The 17693-nt window shown below is 69.6% G+C and carries 12 protein-coding genes; 7 read left to right on the top strand and 5 right to left on the bottom strand.

Annotated features, from left to right (window positions below; genetic code table 11):
• Window positions 1-232: 232 nt before the first annotated feature.
• The 4 genes from tauA to BXA03_RS06890 all read left to right on the top strand — a co-directional run bounded on the left by tauA (window position 233) and on the right by BXA03_RS06890 (window position 3421).
• Window positions 233-1255: a taurine ABC transporter substrate-binding protein gene (gene tauA, locus BXA03_RS06905; RefSeq protein ID WP_076505418.1), complete on the top strand. Its 1023-nt coding sequence runs from the start codon at window positions 233-235 to the stop codon at window positions 1253-1255.
• Window positions 1256-1283: 28 nt separating this feature from the next.
• On the top strand, window positions 1284-2069 hold the full coding sequence (locus BXA03_RS06900) for a taurine ABC transporter ATP-binding protein (RefSeq protein WP_076505416.1): 786 nt from the start codon (window positions 1284-1286) through the stop codon (window positions 2067-2069).
• 29 nt (window positions 2070-2098) lie between these two features.
• Window positions 2099-3001 carry an ABC transporter permease subunit gene (locus BXA03_RS06895; protein WP_076505414.1) on the top strand — a complete coding sequence of 301 codons (903 nt, stop codon included), beginning with the start codon at window positions 2099-2101 and terminating at the stop codon, window positions 2999-3001.
• A 129-nt stretch (window positions 3002-3130) separates the two neighbouring features.
• Window positions 3131-3421, top strand: coding sequence for a nucleotidyltransferase family protein (locus tag BXA03_RS06890; protein WP_076505787.1), 291 nt, complete (start codon window positions 3131-3133; stop codon window positions 3419-3421).
• Between the two features lie 98 nt (window positions 3422-3519).
• On the opposite strand, the gene uvrA is transcribed toward BXA03_RS06890, so the two are convergent.
• Together uvrA and BXA03_RS06880 are read right to left on the bottom strand one after the other, a co-directional pair.
• A complete protein-coding gene (gene uvrA / locus BXA03_RS06885) occupies window positions 3520-6582 on the bottom strand; it encodes an excinuclease ABC subunit UvrA (RefSeq protein ID WP_076505412.1) in 3063 nt (1020 codons plus the stop codon).
• Between the two features lie 50 nt (window positions 6583-6632).
• A complete protein-coding gene (locus tag BXA03_RS06880) occupies window positions 6633-8069 on the bottom strand; it encodes a chloride channel protein (RefSeq protein WP_076505410.1) in 1437 nt (478 codons plus the stop codon).
• A gap of 177 nt (window positions 8070-8246) precedes the next feature.
• Between BXA03_RS06880 and ssb the strand changes: the two genes are divergently transcribed.
• A complete protein-coding gene (gene ssb / locus BXA03_RS06875) occupies window positions 8247-8822 on the top strand; it encodes a single-stranded DNA-binding protein (RefSeq protein ID WP_076505408.1) in 576 nt (191 codons plus the stop codon).
• 156 nt (window positions 8823-8978) lie between these two features.
• On the opposite strand, the gene BXA03_RS06870 is transcribed toward ssb, so the two are convergent.
• Window positions 8979-9878 (bottom strand): NUDIX hydrolase, encoded by a 900-nt coding sequence (locus BXA03_RS06870; RefSeq protein ID WP_083715927.1) that lies wholly within the window; start codon window positions 9876-9878, stop codon window positions 8979-8981.
• A 204-nt stretch (window positions 9879-10082) separates the two neighbouring features.
• Here BXA03_RS06870 and glgX point away from each other — a divergent pair, with 204 nt between their 5' ends.
• Complete coding sequence (gene glgX, locus BXA03_RS06865) at window positions 10083-12239, top strand: glycogen debranching protein GlgX (RefSeq protein ID WP_083715926.1); 2157 nt, start codon at window positions 10083-10085, stop codon at window positions 12237-12239.
• 931 nt (window positions 12240-13170) lie between these two features.
• Here the strand turns inward: glgX and BXA03_RS06860 are convergent.
• Window positions 13171-15255 carry a TonB-dependent siderophore receptor gene (locus BXA03_RS06860; protein WP_234983618.1) on the bottom strand — a complete coding sequence of 695 codons (2085 nt, stop codon included), beginning with the start codon at window positions 15253-15255 and terminating at the stop codon, window positions 13171-13173.
• A gap of 346 nt (window positions 15256-15601) precedes the next feature.
• On the opposite strand from BXA03_RS06860, the gene BXA03_RS06855 reads away from it, so the two are divergent.
• Window positions 15602-16615, top strand: a complete 1014-nt coding sequence (locus BXA03_RS06855) for an LLM class flavin-dependent oxidoreductase (RefSeq protein ID WP_076505782.1) — start codon at window positions 15602-15604, stop codon at window positions 16613-16615.
• 54 nt (window positions 16616-16669) lie between these two features.
• On the opposite strand, the gene BXA03_RS06850 is transcribed toward BXA03_RS06855, so the two are convergent.
• A complete protein-coding gene (locus tag BXA03_RS06850; RefSeq protein WP_076505404.1) occupies window positions 16670-17578 on the bottom strand; it encodes a hypothetical protein in 909 nt (302 codons plus the stop codon).
• Window positions 17579-17693 lie beyond the last annotated feature (115 nt).

Here is a 17693-nt window from a genome sequence, read left to right as displayed (position 1 = left end):
CACGCACGCCCGGCGCATGAGCTTGCGCGCTTTTCTTCGTTGCCGCCCAGGCAGGCCGCTTCACAGAATCGCCGGCTTTGCGCCGAAGCAGTGCGGCGCCCGCCACAGCAGGCACCAGCCGGGTGCCCGCACCGGGGCTCTGGCTCTTTCGGTCGCCGGCCTCTGGCACTTGGGCGCCAAGGGCGGGCGCCGCACCATTCACCCCACACACCCAACACCCGGAGGACCTCGCATGACCACCCCGATCCGCTTCACCCGCCGCTGCCTGGCGCTGCTCGCCCTGTCGGCCCTGGCCGCTGGCGCACAGGCCCAGGCCGCCAAGGAAGTCACCATCGCCCACCAGGACATGGTGGTGCCCTGGCGCTATGCGCAGGTCACGGGCGAGATCGAGAAGGCCACCGGCTACAAGATCAGCTTCCGCAAGTTCGCGGGCGGCGGCGACGTGATCCGCGCCATGGCCTCGGGCCAGGTGCAGATCGGCGAGGCAGGCTCGGCGCCCGTGGCCTCGGCGCTGTCGCAGGGCCTGCCGGTGGAGCTGGTGTGGATCCTCGACGACATCGCCGATGCCGAGGCCCTGGTGGCGCGCAACGGCTCGGGCGTGAGCAGCGTGGCCGACCTCAAGGGCAAGAAGATCGGCGTGCCCTTCACCTCCACCACGCACTTCCACACGCTGGTGGCGCTGGAGGCGGCCAAGGTCGATCCGTCGCAGGTCAAGATCCTCAACATGCGCCCGCCCGAGATCGCCGCCGCCTGGGAGCGCGGCGACATCGACGCCACCTTCGTATGGGACCCGGTGCTCTCCAAGGTCAAGGCCAGCGGCAAGCAGATCACCAGCAGCGGCCAGATCTCCAAACAGACCGGCAAGGCCACCTTCGACGGCATCATCGCCAACAAGCCCTGGGCGGCGGCCAACGCCGACTTCATGGTCCAGTTCCTGTCGGCCATCGCCAAGGCCGATGCGGCCTATGCGGCCAACAAGGCGCAGTGGGTGGCGGGCTCGCCGCAGGTGAAGGCCGTGGCCCAGGTCACCGGCGCCACCGAGGCCGACGTGCCCGCGGCCATGGCGCTGTACCGCTTCGTGCCGCCGGCCGAGCAGGCCTCGGCCACCTGGCTGGGCGGCGGCGCCAAGGGCGGCGCGGCCCAGTCGCTGGCGGCCACCGCGGCCTTCCTGAAGGCACAAGGCACCATCGCCCAGGTGCTGCCCGACTACAGCGTGGGCGTGAATGCCAGCTACGCGGCCAAGGCCAAGCCCTGAGCGTCGCCCCCGACTGGAGACGCACACCATGGACGGATTGCGCATCGAGAACGTGGGCGTGACCTACGCCGGCCGCGGCGGCACCGAGGTCACGGCCCTGTCGCAGGTGGACCTGGGCTTTGCCCGCGGCGAGTTCGTGGTGGCCGTCGGCGCCTCTGGCTGCGGCAAGACCACGCTGCTGTCGTGCATCGCCGGCTTCATGGCGCCCAGCGAAGGCCACATCTTCGTCAACGGGCGCCATGTGGAAGGCCCGGGCGCGGACCGCGGCGTGGTGTTCCAGAAGCATGCACTGATGCCCTGGCTCAACGTGATCGACAACGTGGCCCTGGGCCTGCGCCTGCGCGGGCTGGGCCGCGCCGAGCGGCACGAGGCGGCCATGAAGCAGATCCGCGCCGTGGGGCTGGAGCGCTACGCCACGCACCCGGTCTATCAGCTCTCCGGCGGGCAGCAGCAGCGCGTGGGCATCGCCCGGGCGCTGGCCGCCAACCCGGCCATGCTGCTGATGGACGAGCCCTTCGGCGCGCTCGATTCGCTCACGCGCGAGCAGGTGCAGGAGCTGGTGCTGCAGATCTGGGCGCGCGAGGGCAAGCTGTGTTTCTTCATCACGCACGACGTGGAAGAGGCGCTGTTCCTGGCCACCGAGCTGATCGTCATGACGCCCTCGCCCGGCCGCGTGTCGCGCCGCTACCAGCTGGACTTCGGCCGCCAGTACATCGCCGGCGGCAGCGCACGCGCCATCAAGTCGCAGCCGGAGTTCATCCGCCTGCGCGAAGAGGTGATCGACGCGATCCATGCGGGCGTGGCGGTGCATTGAGTGCAGGTCGACTTCTTCAGGAACACACCATGACGCTCGTTGCCTCATCGACCACCACGGTCGACACCTCGGCTTCCGTGCCCTCTGTCCCGGCTTCCACGGTCACTCGGCCTGCGCCGTCCGCCCCGCGCAGCCGCCCCACCCAGGGCCACCGCCGCCCCGGCGAGGGCCGCACCACCGCCATCAGCATCGCCACCGTGGCCGTGCTCTTCCTGCTCTGGTGGGCCGCCGCCGCGCTCGCCTGGCTGCCGCCGCTGGTGCTGCCCTCGCCCGCCTCGGTGTGGGACGCCTTCGTCGCCGCCGTCAAAGGCCAGGGCCAGGGCGGCAAGCCGCTGCTGGAGCACTTCCTGTGGAGCCTGAGCCGCGTGTTCGGCGCCTTCGCGCTGGCCTGCGTCACGGCCGTGCCGGTGGGCATCCTGATGGGCGTGTCGCGCACGCTGCGCGGCATCTTCGACCCCATCATCGAGTTCTACCGGCCGCTGCCGCCGCTGGCCTACCTGCCGCTGGTGATCATCTGGTTCGGCATCGAGGAGACCTCGAAGGTGGTGCTGATCTACCTGGCCTGCTTTGCGCCGCTGGCCGTGGCCGCGCGGGCCGGCGTGCGCTCGGTCGGCAGCGAGCAGATCGACGCCATCCTCTCGCTGGGCGCCAACCGCTGGCAGGTGATCCGCCATGTGGTGCTGCCTGCGGCCCTGCCCGACATCCTGACCGGCATGCGCATCGCCATCGGCTTCGGCTGGACCACGCTGGTCGCCGCCGAGATGGTGGCCGCCACCGCCGGCCTGGGGCAGCTGGTGCTCAACGCCTCCAACTTCCTGCGCACCGACGTGGTGGTGATGGGCATCCTGGTGATCGGCGTCGTGGCGCTGCTGTTCGACCTGCTGATGCGGCGCATCGAGGGATGGGCGGTGCCGTGGAAGGGGCGGATGTGAGGCGGGTTCGGCACCAGGGGCCCCCGCCCAACGTGTGAGGCGCGCGTGACGAGCAGCGGTGTGGCAGGGAAAGGAGTTGCCGACATGGCCCGGTCGCATAATCCCCGTCGAATCCTCACGCCCTCCACCATGAGACCGTCCGAAGCCCTGGCCCTCCACCGCCACACCGTCCGACGCGTGGTCGAGTCGCATCGAGCGCGCAACGCGCGGGTGTTCGGTTCGGCGCTGCATGGGCTGGACTCGACCGACAGCGATCTCGACATCCTGGTCGACCCGACATCCGAGACGACGCTCTTCGACATCAGCGCGATCCGTCTGGAGTTGCGAAGTCTGCTCGGCGTGCCGGTCGATGTCCTCACGCCCGAAGCTTTGCCGGACACCTTCCGCGACAAGGTGCTGAAGGAAGCACGCCCGATATGACGCAGCATCCGCTGCGCGTCGCCGACTACCTCGGCTACATGGCGGAGGCGTCGATCACGCGCGGCTGCGCCTGATGGAGGTCGGGCGCCTCCACCCCCCTACAACAACCGCTTCAAATACCGCCCCGTGTGGCTCGCCTCGCAGGCCGCCACATCCTCCGGCGTGCCGGCCACGACCACTTGGCCGCCGCCCGCGCCGCCTTCGGGGCCCATGTCGATGACCCAGTCGGCGGTCTTGATGACGTCGAGGTTGTGCTCGATGACGACGATGGTGTTGCCCGCGTCGCGCAGCTGGTGCAGCACCTTCAGCAGCAGCTCGATGTCGGCGAAGTGCAGGCCGGTGGTGGGCTCGTCCAGGATGTAGAGCGTGCGGCCGGTGTCGCGCTTGGACAGTTCAAGCGCCAGCTTGACGCGCTGGGCCTCGCCGCCCGAGAGCGTGGTCGCGCTCTGGCCCAGCTTGATGTAGCTCAGGCCCACGTCCAGCAGCGTGCGCAGCTTGCGCTCGATGGTGGGCACGGCCTGGAGAAACGCGTGCGCGTCCTCCACCGTCATCTCGAGGATCTGCGCGATGTTGCGGCCCTTGTACTGCACCTCCAGCGTCTCGCGGTTGTAGCGCTGGCCGTGGCAGACCTCGCAGGGCACGTACACGTCGGGCAGGAAGTGCATCTCCACCTTGACGACGCCGTCGCCCTGGCAGGCCTCGCAGCGGCCGCCCGCGACGTTGAAGCTGAAGCGGCCCGGGCCGTAGCCGCGCTCCCTGGCGGTGTTGGTCTCGGCCATCAGCTCGCGGATGGGCGTGAACAGGCCCGTGTAGGTGGCCGGGTTGCTGCGCGGCGTGCGGCCGATGGGCGACTGGTCGACGTTGATGACCTTGTCGAAGTACTCGATGCCCTCGATGGCCTCGTGCGGCGCGGGCTCGTCGTGCGAGCGGTACAGCGTGCGCGCCACGGCCGCATAGAGCGTGTCGTTGACCAGCGTGGACTTGCCCGAGCCCGACACGCCGGTCACGCAGGTGAGCAGGCCCACGGGGAAGGCGGCGCTCACGTTCTTGAGGCTGTTGCCGGTCGCGTTCAGCACCCGGATCTCCTGCAGCGCGCCCTGCGTGAGCAGGTGCTGCGCCTCGCGCTCGGCACGGCGCTCGGCGGCAGGGCTCATGGGAAAGCGCGAAGGCTTCTTCTTCGTCTCCGCCGGCGTCTGGGCGGCGGCCACCACGGGCAGGCGCGGCGTGCGGCGGGCCGGCACCTCGATGCGGCGCACGCCGCTCAGGTACTGGCCGGTGAGCGACTTCGGGTTGTCCGCCACCTGCTGGTGCGTGCCCTGTGCCATGACCTCGCCGCCATGGATGCCGGCGCCCGGGCCCATGTCGATGACGTGGTCGGCGGCGCGGATCATGTCCTCGTCGTGCTCGACCACGATCACGCTGTTGCCGATGTCGCGCAGGTGCTGCAGCGTGCCGATCAGGCGGTCGTTGTCGCGCTGGTGCAGGCCGATGCTGGGCTCGTCCAGCACGTACATCACGCCGGTCAGGCCCGAGCCGATCTGGCTGGCCAGGCGGATGCGCTGGGCCTCGCCGCCCGACAGTGTCTCGGCGCTGCGGTCCAGGCTCAGGTAGTTGAGGCCCACGTCGTTGAGGAACTTGAGCCGCAGACCGATTTCGCGCACCACCTTGTCGGCGATGTCGGCCTTGCTGCCCTGCAGTTTGAGTTGCTCGAAGTAGGCCAGGCTGTCGCGCAGCGTGAGGTGGCTCAGCGCATGGATGGAGCGCTCGGTGGGCGGCTCGGCCGACTGGTCGACCAGGAAGACGTTGCGCGCCTCCACCCGCAGGCGCGAGCCGCCGCAGTCGGGGCAGGGCTGCAGGCTGCGAAAGCGCGCCAGATCGTCGCGCACCATGGCCGAATCAGTCTCGCGGTAGCGCCGCGCCATGTTCGGGATGATCCCTTCGAAGGGATGCTTCTTCGCGACCTTCTTGCCCGCGAAGTTGCCCGACTCCATGGTGTAGCTGAACTTGATCTCCTCGCCGGCGGAGCCATGGAGCAGCACCTGCTGGACCGAGGCCGGCAGCGACTCGAAGGCCGTGTCCAGGTCGAACTTGTAGTGCTTGGCCAAGCTCTCCAGCATGCTGAAGTAGTAGCCGTTGCGGCGGTCCCAGCCCTTGATGGCGCCGCTGGCCAGGCTGAGCGACGGGAAGGCCACGACGCGGGCCGGGTCGAAGAACTCGCGGTGGCCCAGGCCGTCGCAGCTCGGGCAGGCGCCCACCGGCGAGTTGAAGGAGAAGAGGCGCGGCTCCAGCTCGGTGATCGAGTAGTGGCAGAGGGGACACGCGAACTTGGCGTTGAAGAGGTGTTCCTTCTCTTCGGTGCCCTCGCTGCCGAGCTCGAGCGCGATGGCCCGGCCCTCGGCCAGGCGCAGCGCGGCCTCGAAACTTTCGGCCAGGCGCTGCTGCATGTCGGGCCGCGCGCGCAGGCGGTCGATCACCACGTCGATGTCGTGCTTCTCGGTCTTCTTGAGCGCGGGCAGGTCGCTGTATTCGTAGACCTGGCCGTCGACGCGGAAGCGCACGTAGCCCTGGGCCTGCATCTCGGCGAAGAGCTCGAGGAACTCGCCCTTCTTTTCGCGCGCGACCGGCGCGAGGATCATCAATCTGGGTTCGTCGGGGATGGCCAGCACCGCATCCACCATCTGCGACACCGTCTGCGCCTGCAGCGGCAGGTGGTGTTCCGGGCAGTAGGGCGTGCCGGCGCGGGCGAACAGCAGGCGCAGGTAGTCGTGGATCTCGGTCACCGTGCCCACGGTGGAGCGCGGGTTGTGGCTGGTGGCCTTCTGCTCGATGCTGATGGCGGGCGACAGGCCCTCGATCAGGTCGACGTCGGGCTTGTCCATGAGCTGCAGAAACTGCCGCGCATAGGCCGACAGGCTTTCCACATAGCGGCGCTGGCCCTCGGCGTAGAGCGTGTCGAAGGCCAGGCTGGACTTGCCCGAGCCCGACAGTCCCGTGATCACCACCAGCTGGTTGCGCGGGATGTCGAGGTCGACGTTCTTGAGGTTGTGGGTGCGCGCGCCGCGGATGCTGATGCGCTGCTGGGCCAGCAGGCGGCCCAGGTAGGCGCTGTCGGCCGCAGCCGGGGCGGAGTCGTCGAAGGCGTCGTCGTGGGGGGCGGTCACAGGCGGGCGGTTCGTGCAGGGCAACCGGGCATGATAGACCGCCGGCGGCGTCAACGCTCCTTCGCGGAATGCGGCCCGGCTGGCGGCGGGGGCTCCGGGCTGGGCTCCGGCGCCGATTCGACGGCAGCGGCGGGCGGCTCGGCGGCGACGGCGGCGACCGGGGGCGGCACCGGCTCGGGCCGCACCACCGCCGCCACCATGTGCTCGGCCAGGGCCTCGTACAGCGGCCGGCTGATCATGCGCGACACCAGGCTGGCCAGCATGGCGCAGGCCATCAGGCTCAGCACCATGGCATGGCCGTCGACCATCTCCATCACGATGATGAAGGCCGTGAGCGGCGCCTGCGTCACGGCGGCCAGGAAGCCGGCCATGCCCATGGCGATGAGCGCCGGCCCCAGGCCTTGGCCAGCGGCCGAGGCCACCGCGTCGCCGATGCCGGCGCCGATGGACAGCGAGGGCGCGAAGATGCCGCCGGGCACGCCGCTCCAGGCCGTGACCCAGGTGGCGATGAACTTGAGCAGGGTGTAGACCGGCGTCAGCTCGTCATGGCCCGCGAGCATCTGCTTGACCGCCTCGGAGCCGGCGCCGAAGGTGGCACCGCCCGAAGCCAGGCCCATGGCCGCCACCAGCAGACCGCAGACCGCCGCGAAGCGCACCGGCGCCCGCGCCCGCAGCCGCGTGAGCCGCTGCGGCGCGTTGGTGAGCGAGGCGATCATCAGCCGCGAGAACACGCCGCCCGCCACGCCGCAGGCCAGGGCCACGCCCAGGCCGGGGCCGGCGATGTCCCAGCCCAGCCGCGGCACCTGGATGCGGCCGAAGTAGCTGAAGTTGCCGAAGGCCGACACGGCCACCAGGCCGGCCAGCACGATGGCGGCGATCACCACGCCGCTGGCGCGGGCCTCCAGGCGACCGACCAGCTCTTCGATGGCGAAGACCACGCCGGCCAGTGGCGCATTGAAGGCACCCGCGATGCCCGCCGCGCCCCCGGCCACCAGCAGCGCCCGCGCGTCGATGGTGGTGCGTGGCGACAGCCAGCGCCGCGCGTGCTGCATGACGCCGGCCGCCACCTGCACGGACGGGCCCTCGCGGCCCACCGACAGCCCGGCGGCGAAGCTGGCCGTGCCCAGCACGATCTTGGCGAGCGTCAGGCGCAGCGACGCGAAGCGGCTGCGCTCGGGCGGCGGCAGCTCGTCGTCGAGCGCGGCCTTGACCTGCGGAATGCCCGAGCCCGAGGCCGCCGGGAACCAGCGGCGGGTGATGGCCACGATGCCGGCCGTGGCCAGCGGCGTCCAGATCAGCACCGCCCAGGGCTGGGCGTGGTAGAGCCGCTCGAAGAGGCCGAAGGCCCATTCGGCAGCCAGCGTGAAGCCCACCACGAAGAGGCCAGCGAGCACCGCATAGCCCAGGACGATGGCCCGGTCGAGCCAGGTGCGGAAGCTGGAGAACTCGGCGCGCAGGTTCTCGAGGAAGTCGGGTTCGCGGTTCATGCAGCGGCCGATTCTGCGCCCTCGGCCCGGGCTGGCCGCTCCGGCGCAGAAGTTCACGGGCGCCGGTCGCGCGGCCTGCCCGCGGCGGCGTCCGGACAAGGCACATCGGGCACAATGGCCGGCTCGTTTTTTTCCGCAACCTTCCTCTTTTTCCACTCAGCAGGGGCAGCGAACACCATGGCATCGGTCAACAAAGTCATCCTCGTCGGCAATCTCGGCCGCGATCCCGAAACCCGCACCTTCCCCAGTGGCGACCAGGTCTGCAACGCGACGCTGGCCACCACCGACCGCTGGAAGGACAAGCAGTCCGGCGAGATGCGCGAAGCCACCGAGTGGCACCGCCTGGTGTTCAACGGCCGCCTGGCCGAGATCGCCGCGCAGTACCTGCGCAAGGGCTCGCAGATCTACGTCGAAGGCGCCATCCGCACCCGCAAGTACACCGACAAGGACGGCATCGAGAAGTACGCCACCGACATCCGCGTCGACCAGATGCAGATGCTGGGCAGCCGTCAGGGCATGGGTGCACCGGGCGGCGGCGGCGGCGGTGGTGGCGACGACGAGTACGGCATGGGCGGCGGCGGTGGGGGTGGCGGCGGCTACGGCGGCGGCAATGGGGGTGGCGGCGGCGGTGGCGGCTATGCCCCGCGCGCAGCGGCAGCCCCCCGCGCACCCGCACCCCGTCCGGCCCCGGCGCCCGCGCCCTCGCGCGCGCCCACGGGCTTCGACGACATGGACGACGACATCCCCTTCTGATCGCGCGGGGATGGCGCCAGCCGGCACAGGCTGGCGCATCGAAGCCCGCTCACGACAAGGCCCGCGGCTCCTTCACCGGAGACGCGGGCCTTGTCGCATGTCGGGGTCACCGGGATCCGGAGGCCGGGCCGCCACCGCGGCGGCGAGGTGCGCCGCTCAGGCCCAGAAGCCGTCGATGCCGCCCTCGGGCTCGAAGCGCCCCGGCCCCTTGACGAACAGCCGCAGCGGCCCGGGCATGGCGCGCTCGGGCACGTCATGCGCCGGGTCCCCCGGATAGGCCATGGCCTTGCCACCGTCGGGCAGGTCCATCACATGCGGTCGCACACAGTAGGGCCCACGCTCGCGGACGGCTGCCATGAGGTCGGCCAGGTCGCCCCGCGCACTCGCATGCGCCAGGTGCACCAGGCTCATGATCTGCGGCGGCGCCAGCGCCATGCGGCCGTCCCAATACTGCTGCAGCGCCTCGCGCGGCGACAGCCAGGCGCTGGCGACGGCCTCGTGGTCGTCGTGCTCGGCCGTCTGGCCCAGGGGCAGCGCGGCGATGAAGAACCGGGTGTCGAATCGCCGACCCTGGAAGGAGACCGAGCGCTCCGGCGTGATCCAGCGCGAGAAGGGATGCAGCGACAGCAGCTGCGGCTGCAGCCCGGCCTCGGCCATGGCGGCGTCCAGGCGCAGGCCGTCGTCGCACAGTGCATGCACCCGCGCCACCCAGGCCGCCGGCGTGGCGCCGCTCGCTCCGTGTGCGAAGAGCACGCCGCATTCCTCGAACACCTCTCGCAGGGCCGCCATGTGCAGCGCCAGCGCGACCGAGGCAGGCAGTTCCGGCTCGGCCAGGCGGAAGGGCAGTGCCTGCGGGTCGGCGTCGGGCGCGATCTCGGGGTGGGCGTCGACCAGGTCCACCTTGCCACCCGGAAAGACCCAGGCGCCACCGAGCACGGAGGAGCGGTCGTGCCGGCGCACCATGAACACCTCCAGCCCGCCCGGACCGTCCCGCAGCAGCAAGACGCTGGAAGCGGCTTCGATGGGCAGGACAGGCGGCGTGGAGGGCGGCGTCATCGGGGGTTCCTGAAACCGCTCCGTCGGCGGAGCGGCAGCAGCCATTGTGCCGGCCGGGCCTGCTTGTGGCGTCCTACAGGCGACATGCTGCACCGCAGCTAGGCTGACCGCCTCGCCTTGGAGCGCACCGGCTGGCGGTCGTCAGCCTTCCCCTGTGGGGGCGCACGCCCGGGCCATGCCGCCATCCTCTAAGGAGCCCCCACCATGTCTCTCGAAGTCCGGGAAGGCCTGCCTCATCCCCTGGGCGCCACGTTCACCGGCGACGGCGTCAACTTCGCCGTCTTTTCCGCCCATGCCACCCGCGTGGAGGTCTGCATCTACGACGAAAGCGGCCAGAACGAAACCGGCCGCGTCACCCTGCCCGAATACACCGATGAAGTCTGGCATGGCTTCGTCCCCGGCCTGCTGCCCGGTGCCCGTTACGGCCTGCGCGTGCATGGCCCCTACGAGCCCGAGAACGGCCACCGCTTCAACCACAACAAGCTGCTGCTCGATCCCTACGCCAAGGCGCACATGGGCGAGCTCAAGTGGGCGCCCGAGATCTTCGGCTACACCGTGGGCCACGAGGACGGCGACCTGAGCTTCGACGAGCGCGACAGCGCGCCCTTCGTGCCCAAGTGCGTGGTGGTGGATTCGCGCTTCGAATGGAAGCAGCCGCGCGCGCCGCGCGTGCCATGGGAGCGCACCATCGTCTACGAGACGCACGTCCGCGGCCACACCATGCGCCACCCTGCGGTACCGGAGCACCTGCGCGGCACCTTCGCCGGCCTGGCCAACGACGAGGTGATGCGCCACATGCGTGAGCTGGGCGTGACCACCGTGGAGCTGCTGCCGGTGCAGCGCTTCCTCACCCAGTCCTTCCTCGAGGAGAAGGACCTGCGCAACTACTGGGGCTACGACACCATCGGCTTCTTCGCGCTGGAGCCGCGCTACCTGAGCGAGCCGTCCATCGACGAGTTCAAGGGCATGGTCGACCTGCTGCACGGCCAGGGCCTGGAAGTGATCATGGACGTGGTCTACAACCACACGCCCGAGGGCAACGAGCTGGGCCCGACGCTGAGCTTCAAGGGCATCGACAACGCGAGCTACTACCGCCTGATGCCCGGTGGCGACGGTGGCCCCGGCGCGCGCTACTACATCAACGACACCGGCACCGGCAACACGCTCAACCTGAGCCATCCGCGCGTGCTGCAGATGGTGACGGACAGCCTGCGCTACTGGGTGACGGAAATGCGCGTCGACGGCTTCCGCTTCGACCTGGCAACCATCCTGGCGCGCGAGCCCTACGGCTTCGACGAGGGCCACGGCTTCCTCGACAGCTGCCGTCAGGACCCGGTGCTCAGCAGCGTGAAGCTGATCGCCGAGCCCTGGGACTGCGGCCCGGGGGGCTACCAGGTGGGCGGTTTTCCGCCGGGCTGGGCGGAATGGAACGACCGCTTCCGCGACACGGTGCGCGCCTTCTGGAAGGGCGACGAGGCCATGGCACCGGCCCTGGCCAGTTGCGTGACGGGAAGCGCGGATCGCTTCAACAAGCGTGGCCGCCGGCCGTGGGCAAGTGTCAATTTCCTGACGGCGCACGATGGCTTCACCCTGGCCGACTGGGCCAGCTACAACGACAAGCACAACGACGCCAACGGCGAGGGCAACCGCGACGGCCATTCGGACAACCGCAGCTGGAACTGCGGCGCCGAGGGCCCCACCGACGACGAGACCGTGCTGACGCTGCGGGCCCGCCAGCAGCGCAACATGCTGGCCACGCTGCTGCTGTCGCAGGGCACGCCGATGGTGCTGGCCGGCGACGAGTTCGGCCGCACGCAGCAAGGCAACAACAACGCCTATTGCCAGGACAACGAGATCTCCTGGTTCGACTGGGAGGGCATCGACGACCGGGGCCGCTCGCTCATCGCCTTCTTCAAGCGGCTCACGCACCTGCGCCAGACGCTGCCCGTGCTGCGGCGCAACCGCTTCCTGACGGGCGCCTTCGACGAGGAGCTGCAGGTCAAGGACGTGACCTGGCTGTCGTGCGACGGCACCGAGATGGAGTCCAGTCACTGGGAAGATTCGCGCACGCGCTGCTTCGGCATGCTGCTGGAAGGCCACGCCCGCGCGACCGCCATCGCCCGCCGAAGCCTGGACCGCAGCGTGCTGCTGGTCTTCAACGCCTGGGAAGACGCGCTGGACTTCAAGCTGCCAGAGCATGGCGAAGGCACGCAGTGGACGCTGGCGGTGGACACGGCGCATGACGTCGATCCGCAGGCACCGGTGGACCAGGTCGGGGCTGCGTTCGAGGCGGGGCAGACGTACACGGTGACAGCGCGGTCGATGATCGTGATGGTGGCTGGTGAGCCGATGAGTTCGTGAGCGGCTGACGGGCGTCGTGCCTGTAGGCAGCGGCGAAAAGGTTGCGGCGCCGTTGGGCCACGGCTTACTCGGATGGAATGACTGCTCGGGTTTCAAGTCCGGGGCGCGCGCCGGTGCCGGGCTCCGGGTGCGCGGGCTCATACGGGGTCGGTCGGCCCTTCGGGCCGACTCCGCTGCGGTGCTCGGATGGACGGGCACGCGGCATAACTCGCTACGCGCTTCGCGCTGCGCTCAGACAAACGCCGCGAGTCAGATCACGAAGCAGGCCTGTCCTTCGGCAGGCCTGCAGCCCGTCCATCCTGCGCTCCTCGCCGACCCCGAAATCGCCCGCGCACCCTGAGTCCGACACCGGCGCGTGGAGGCTGCCGTTGTGCATTCAAGGCCCCCAACGCCCGCTGGTGTTCGATCCGCGACCTCAGCGAAGGAAGCAACACGGCCAGCCGAACAAGAGCCGTCCGGGCTGACGACCGTTCGGGCTGAGCCTGTCGAAGCCAGTGCATGCACGCGGGTCTAAGCCCTTCGACGAGCTCAGGGCGAACGGGTCACCTTATTGCGCGAGGAGATAGACCGCAAGCAGCACGCAGCACGCAGCACGCATGCGGGCCGATCAACTGCAGCACAGGCCCTGGTGCCGGTGAGGGCGTGGCGGCGCGCCTGTGGGGTGCCGAGGAGCGCAGGGCGGACGGGCTGCGGGCCTGCCGAAGGACAGGCCCGCTTCGTGATCTGACTCGCGGCAGTTGTTTGAGCGCAGCGCGAAGCGCGTAGCGAGTTCTGCCGCGGCCCGGCTGTCCGAGCACCGGAGGGAAGTCGGCGGAGCCGACCGCCCCACTTGAAGCGCCGCCACGCCCTCACCGGCACCAGGGCCGGACCACCGGGCACCCGCATTCAGCACTCAGCACTCAGGACAGAGGAACCTCGCTCCGGCAAGCCGTCAGAACTTCGCCCGCAACGTCAGCATGATGTTGCGCGGATCCGCATAGTTGGCGTAGTCCAGGTTGGCCCAGTACTTCTTGTTCGTCGCGTTGTTGATGTTCAGCGTCGCGCTCAGCCGCTCGTTGAACTTCCACGTCGCCCGCAGATTCAGCACCGCCACCGGCGGATCGGTCACCGTCACCGTGCCCAGGATCGGATGCGGGATGTTGAAGCCCTCGATCTTGGTCTGCCACTGCAGCCCACCGCCCACCGACAGCGGTGCCAGCGCGCCGCTCAGCTGATAGTCCGTCGACAACTGCAGCAGATATTCGGGGAAGTTCGCGTAGATCAGGTCGCTCGCATTGCGCTCCACCTTCGTGCGCGTCAGGCCCGCACTCACGCGCCAGCGCGGCGTCACGAAGCCGGCCAGCTCGGTCTCGAAGCCGTACGAGCGCGTGCCGTCCACCGCCCGGTAGGCCGAGCTGCCATCGGGCAAGGTGCCGGCCGGTACGCTGGAATCGCGCACGCCGAAGTTGTCCTGCCTGGTCTCATAGATCGCGAAGCTGCCCGTCAGGCGTCCGTCCAGCAGGTTGCCCTTGATGCCGAGCTCGGCATTGCTGCCCGTCACCGGCGCCAGTGGGTTGTTGTTGGCGTCGCGGTAGTTCTGCGGGTTGAAGATGCGGCCATAGCTGGCGTAGATCGATGCATCGGGCGTCACGTCGTACATCAGGCCCACGAAGGGCGTGCTCTTGCGCTCCACCTTCTGCACGCCGGTGGTGCTGACGTACTGGCCCGCGGTGTTGAAGCCACTTGTCGCCCGCTCCCAGTTCGTCACACGCACGCCGGTCATCAGCGACAGCGCGTCGGTCAGCCGCCAGCGGCCCGAGGCATACAGGCCGGTCTGGTCGGTGGTCTGCTCGCTCCAGGCGCCCGTCTTGCGGTAGTAGGGCTGCGGCGCATAGCCATTCCAGGCGTAGATGTTGGGAATGTCGTAGCGCCAGCTCGACAGCGAGGTGTAGCCGTCGGTGCGCGTCACCGTGTGGTAGTCGGCAATGCCCAGCACCACGTCATGCGTGCGGCCACCGAAGTGCAGCTTGCCCGACAGGTAGGTGTCGATGGCGTTCTGCGTCTCGGTGCCGCCGCCGACGGCGCCGTACAGCGTGATCCCCGCACCCGTCAGGCGGTTGATGAAGGGCGCCGATGACGTGGTGCGGCCATAGCCATAGGTGCGCAGGCTGAAGGTCTCGCCCTCGGTGCGTGCGATGCTCGCGCGCAGGCTCCAGTCGTCGTTGAACTGGTGCTCCAGGTTGGCATACAGCGTCTCCGATTCGCGGCTCCAACGCGTCCACGACGGCGAGAAGCTGGTGGAGACCGGCAGGTCGATCTTGCCGCCGTCCGATGCAAAGCGCGGGATCGTCCCCCAGATGGGCGCCTTGGGGTCGTTCTTCTGCCGCTGGTAGCCGATGGAGGCGACCGTGTTGCTGCCCAGGTCGGCCTCGACCACGGCCAGCATCGCGTTCTTGTCTTCCGAATAGCGGTCGCGGAAGGAATCCTTCTTCTGGGGCGCGATGACGAAGCGGCTGCGCACGCTGCCGTCGGCATTGAGCGGCACGTTCAGGTCCAGCTCGGCGCGCTTGAAGTCCCACGAGCCTGCCGACAGCGACACCGAGCCGGCGAACTGCCGCTGCGGCCGCTTGCGCGTGAGGCTCACCGTGGCCGAAGGCGTGCCCACGCCAGTGAGGATGCCGTTGGCGCCGCGTACGACATCGATGCGCTCATACAGCGCGGTGTCGAACTCCTGGTTGGTGCTGTTGCTGTAGCTGGGCAGGCCGTCAATCTGGAAGTCGGTGATCTGGAAGCCGCGCGCAAAGTACAGCGGGCGCTGCGTGTCGTAGAAGCTCACGGCCACGCCGTTCACGTTGCGCAGCACCGCGTCGATGCTCGTGAGCGACTGGCGCTCGATCTGCTCGCGCGTGACGCTGGTGACGGACTGCGGCGTCTCGCGGGCCGTGAGCGGCAGGCGGGTGGTGGCGCTTTCGCGCGCGCCCTGCACGGTGATGGCGTCCAGCGACTTCTGCGGCGCGCGTTGCGTGGCGGTCGGCATGGCGGCCGGATCGGATGCGGCCTCAGCAGTCCCGGCCGCCGTCTGCGACCAGGCAGGCAGTGCGCCCAATGCCAGGACGGCCAGCGCCAGGGGACGCAGCGGGGAACGGGGAGAGGACGAGGAAAAGTGAGGGACGGCCGAGCGCGACCGGCGGAAAGCAGGCATGCAGATGCTCCTGGAGCAGGGATGAAAGGGCTGGCTGGCAGCGCTTTCCCCCACCGGGGTGCACAGCTTGCTGAGGAGAGAAACGGGCGGATTGTAAGAAGGGGTGGCGTGCCCGCCTATGCGCCACGCCGCCAAGAGCCCACGCCGGCAGGTTCAATCCGTTCGGTTCATGATCGGTTCCATGTCCGATTCGCAGCAGTTGCCCCTGTCCATCCTCGACCTGTCCCCGATCCGCGACGACGGCGATGCGGGGCAGTCCTTCCGCCATTCCCTCTCGCTCGCCCAGCATGGCGAAGCCCTGGGCTTTCGCCGCTACTGGCTGGCCGAGCATCACGGCATGCCGGGCATCGCCAGCGCGGCCACCTCCACGCTGCTGGCCTACATCGGTGCCGGCACGCGCTCGATCCGCATCGGCGCTGGAGGCGTGATGCTGCCCAACCATTCACCGCTGGTCATCGCCGAGCAGTTCGGCACGCTGGAGTCGCTCTATCCCGGCCGCATCGACCTGGGCCTGGGCCGCGCGCCGGGCTCGGACCAGCGCACTTCGCGCGCGCTGCGGCGCGACCTGGCCAGCGATGCCGACCAGTTTCCGCAGGACGTCCTGGAGCTGATGGACTTCATGAGCCCCGAGCCGCGCCAGCCGGTGTTGGCCGTGCCGGGCCGTGGACTGCAGGTGCCGGTGTGGATCCTGGGCAGCAGCACCTTCGGTGCGCAGCTGGCGGCCCACCTCGGCCTGCCGTATGCCTTCGCCTCGCATTTCGCGCCGCAGCAGCTGATGCCCGCGCTGCGCATCTACCGTGAGACCTTCAAGCCCTCGGCGCAGCTGGCCAAGCCCTATGCCATGGCCGGCTTCAACGTCTTCGCGGCGGACGATGAAGCCCAGGCCCACCTGCTCGCCAGCTCGTGGCAGCAGTCCTTCGTCAACCTGCGCAGTGGTCGGCCGGGCCGCCTGCCGCCGCCCGTGCCCGGCTACCGCGAGCGCCTCGGACCCGGGGAGAACATGCTGCTGGACAGCGTGCTGTCGTGCGCGGCCATCGGCACCCGCGAGACGGTGCGCGCCGGCCTGCAGGACTTCGTCGACCGCACCGGCGTGCAGGAAGTGATCGTCGCCAGCGGGATGTACGACCATGCGGCGCGGCTGCGCTCCTACGAGATCGCGGCCGAAGCGGCGCGCGATCTGCGCATGCCGGCCTGAGAGACAGGCCCGGCGAGGGCGGCGCCGCGCTGGGCAGCAGCCGCCGCGCGCCGATCAGAAGCGGGCCTTGACCGCGGCAACAGGACCCTGGAACTTGATGCGCAGGCCCTGCAGGCCGGGGTCGTCGCGCTTCAGGTCCACGTCGGTGACGGCGTAGGCCAGCGACACGCCCACGTTGCGCCACGGGAACCATTCCGCCCCCAGCTGCGCGTTGTAGATGCTGCCGTGCACGCCGCTGCTGCCGCCCTTGCGAATGCCCGAGGCATCGAAGAACAGGCGCATGTTGGGCGAGATGGCATGGCGCACGCCCACCTCCAGCATCGGCGCCACGGCATCGTCGCTGTCCTGGCGGCTGTAGCGACCGTTGCTGCCATAGAAGCCCAGGCCCGGCAGGTTGGCGGTCGCGGCGGCGAAGGCATTGGTCTCGAGCTTGACCTTGTAGTAGCCGATGCCGGCGCCAATGCCGAAGACCGTGTTGCCGGAGCCGAACCAGTAGCGGTAGCCAAGGCGGGCCACGTCCAGGTCGAAGTTCAGGTTCAGGCCGGCCGTGCCGGTGACGCCGAAAGGACCGGTGGTGTAGCCGGCAGTGCCGGAGTTCGAATAGTTCTGGCTGTAGCGGAAGGCTTCGAAGGAGATGCCGTGGTTGTCGCCCAGCAGGACCTCGCCGGCGATGCGCGGCAGCGCCTTGCGGTCGGCGGTCACGTCGCCGGTGTTGAAGGAGGCAAAGGAATTGCCCACCGTCGCGCTGACCTTGGGCTCGGCGTAGAAGGCGCCGACGGACAGGCTGATGCGGTCCAGTGCGGGCGAAACGGTCGACTGCAGCGCCGGGTCGGTGGCCATGGTCGTCTGCTGCTGGGCCAGGGCGGACAGCGGGAACAGCACCGTGCCGGCTGCCAGGGCGAGGGGCACGCCGACGCGGCGCGGCAGATGGGGCGAGGAAAGGGAAGACGAGAAGCGGGGCATGGTGCCGGTTCCTTCGACGGAAAGAGAGACGGGGAAAAGACGGAACGGACGCGCAACGGCGCGAAGCACAGGTGGAGGACGGCTGCCGCCCCACCCCCGCGGTGCCAGCAGGGCC

The sequence above is a fragment of the Pseudacidovorax sp. RU35E genome, from assembly GCF_900156165.1.
GTDB lineage: Bacteria > Pseudomonadota > Gammaproteobacteria > Burkholderiales > Burkholderiaceae_C > Xenophilus.
This window is presented reverse-complemented; position numbering and strand designations above follow the sequence as displayed.

What these genes read in the sequence shown, in the direction of transcription:
- tauA (WP_076505418.1), top strand. Translation starts at nt 233, where the DNA reads ATGACCACCCCGATCCGCTTCACCCGCCGCTGCCTGGCGCTGCTCGCC.
- BXA03_RS06880 (WP_076505410.1), bottom strand. Translation starts at nt 8,069, where the DNA reads ATGAACCGCGAACCCGACTTCCTCGAGAACCTGCGCGCCGAGTTCTCC.
- glgX (WP_083715926.1), top strand. Translation starts at nt 10,083, where the DNA reads ATGTCTCTCGAAGTCCGGGAAGGCCTGCCTCATCCCCTGGGCGCCACG.
- BXA03_RS06870 (WP_083715927.1), bottom strand. Translation starts at nt 9,878, where the DNA reads ATGACGCCGCCCTCCACGCCGCCTGTCCTGCCCATCGAAGCCGCTTCC.
- BXA03_RS06855 (WP_076505782.1), top strand. Translation starts at nt 15,602, where the DNA reads ATGTCCGATTCGCAGCAGTTGCCCCTGTCCATCCTCGACCTGTCCCCG.
- BXA03_RS06890 (WP_076505787.1), top strand. Translation starts at nt 3,131, where the DNA reads ATGAGACCGTCCGAAGCCCTGGCCCTCCACCGCCACACCGTCCGACGC.
- BXA03_RS06895 (WP_076505414.1), top strand. Translation starts at nt 2,099, where the DNA reads ATGACGCTCGTTGCCTCATCGACCACCACGGTCGACACCTCGGCTTCC.
- BXA03_RS06860 (WP_234983618.1), bottom strand. Translation starts at nt 15,255, where the DNA reads ATGCCGACCGCCACGCAACGCGCGCCGCAGAAGTCGCTGGACGCCATC.
- ssb (WP_076505408.1), top strand. Translation starts at nt 8,247, where the DNA reads ATGGCATCGGTCAACAAAGTCATCCTCGTCGGCAATCTCGGCCGCGAT.
- BXA03_RS06850 (WP_076505404.1), bottom strand. Translation starts at nt 17,578, where the DNA reads ATGCCCCGCTTCTCGTCTTCCCTTTCCTCGCCCCATCTGCCGCGCCGC.
- BXA03_RS06900 (WP_076505416.1), top strand. Translation starts at nt 1,284, where the DNA reads ATGGACGGATTGCGCATCGAGAACGTGGGCGTGACCTACGCCGGCCGC.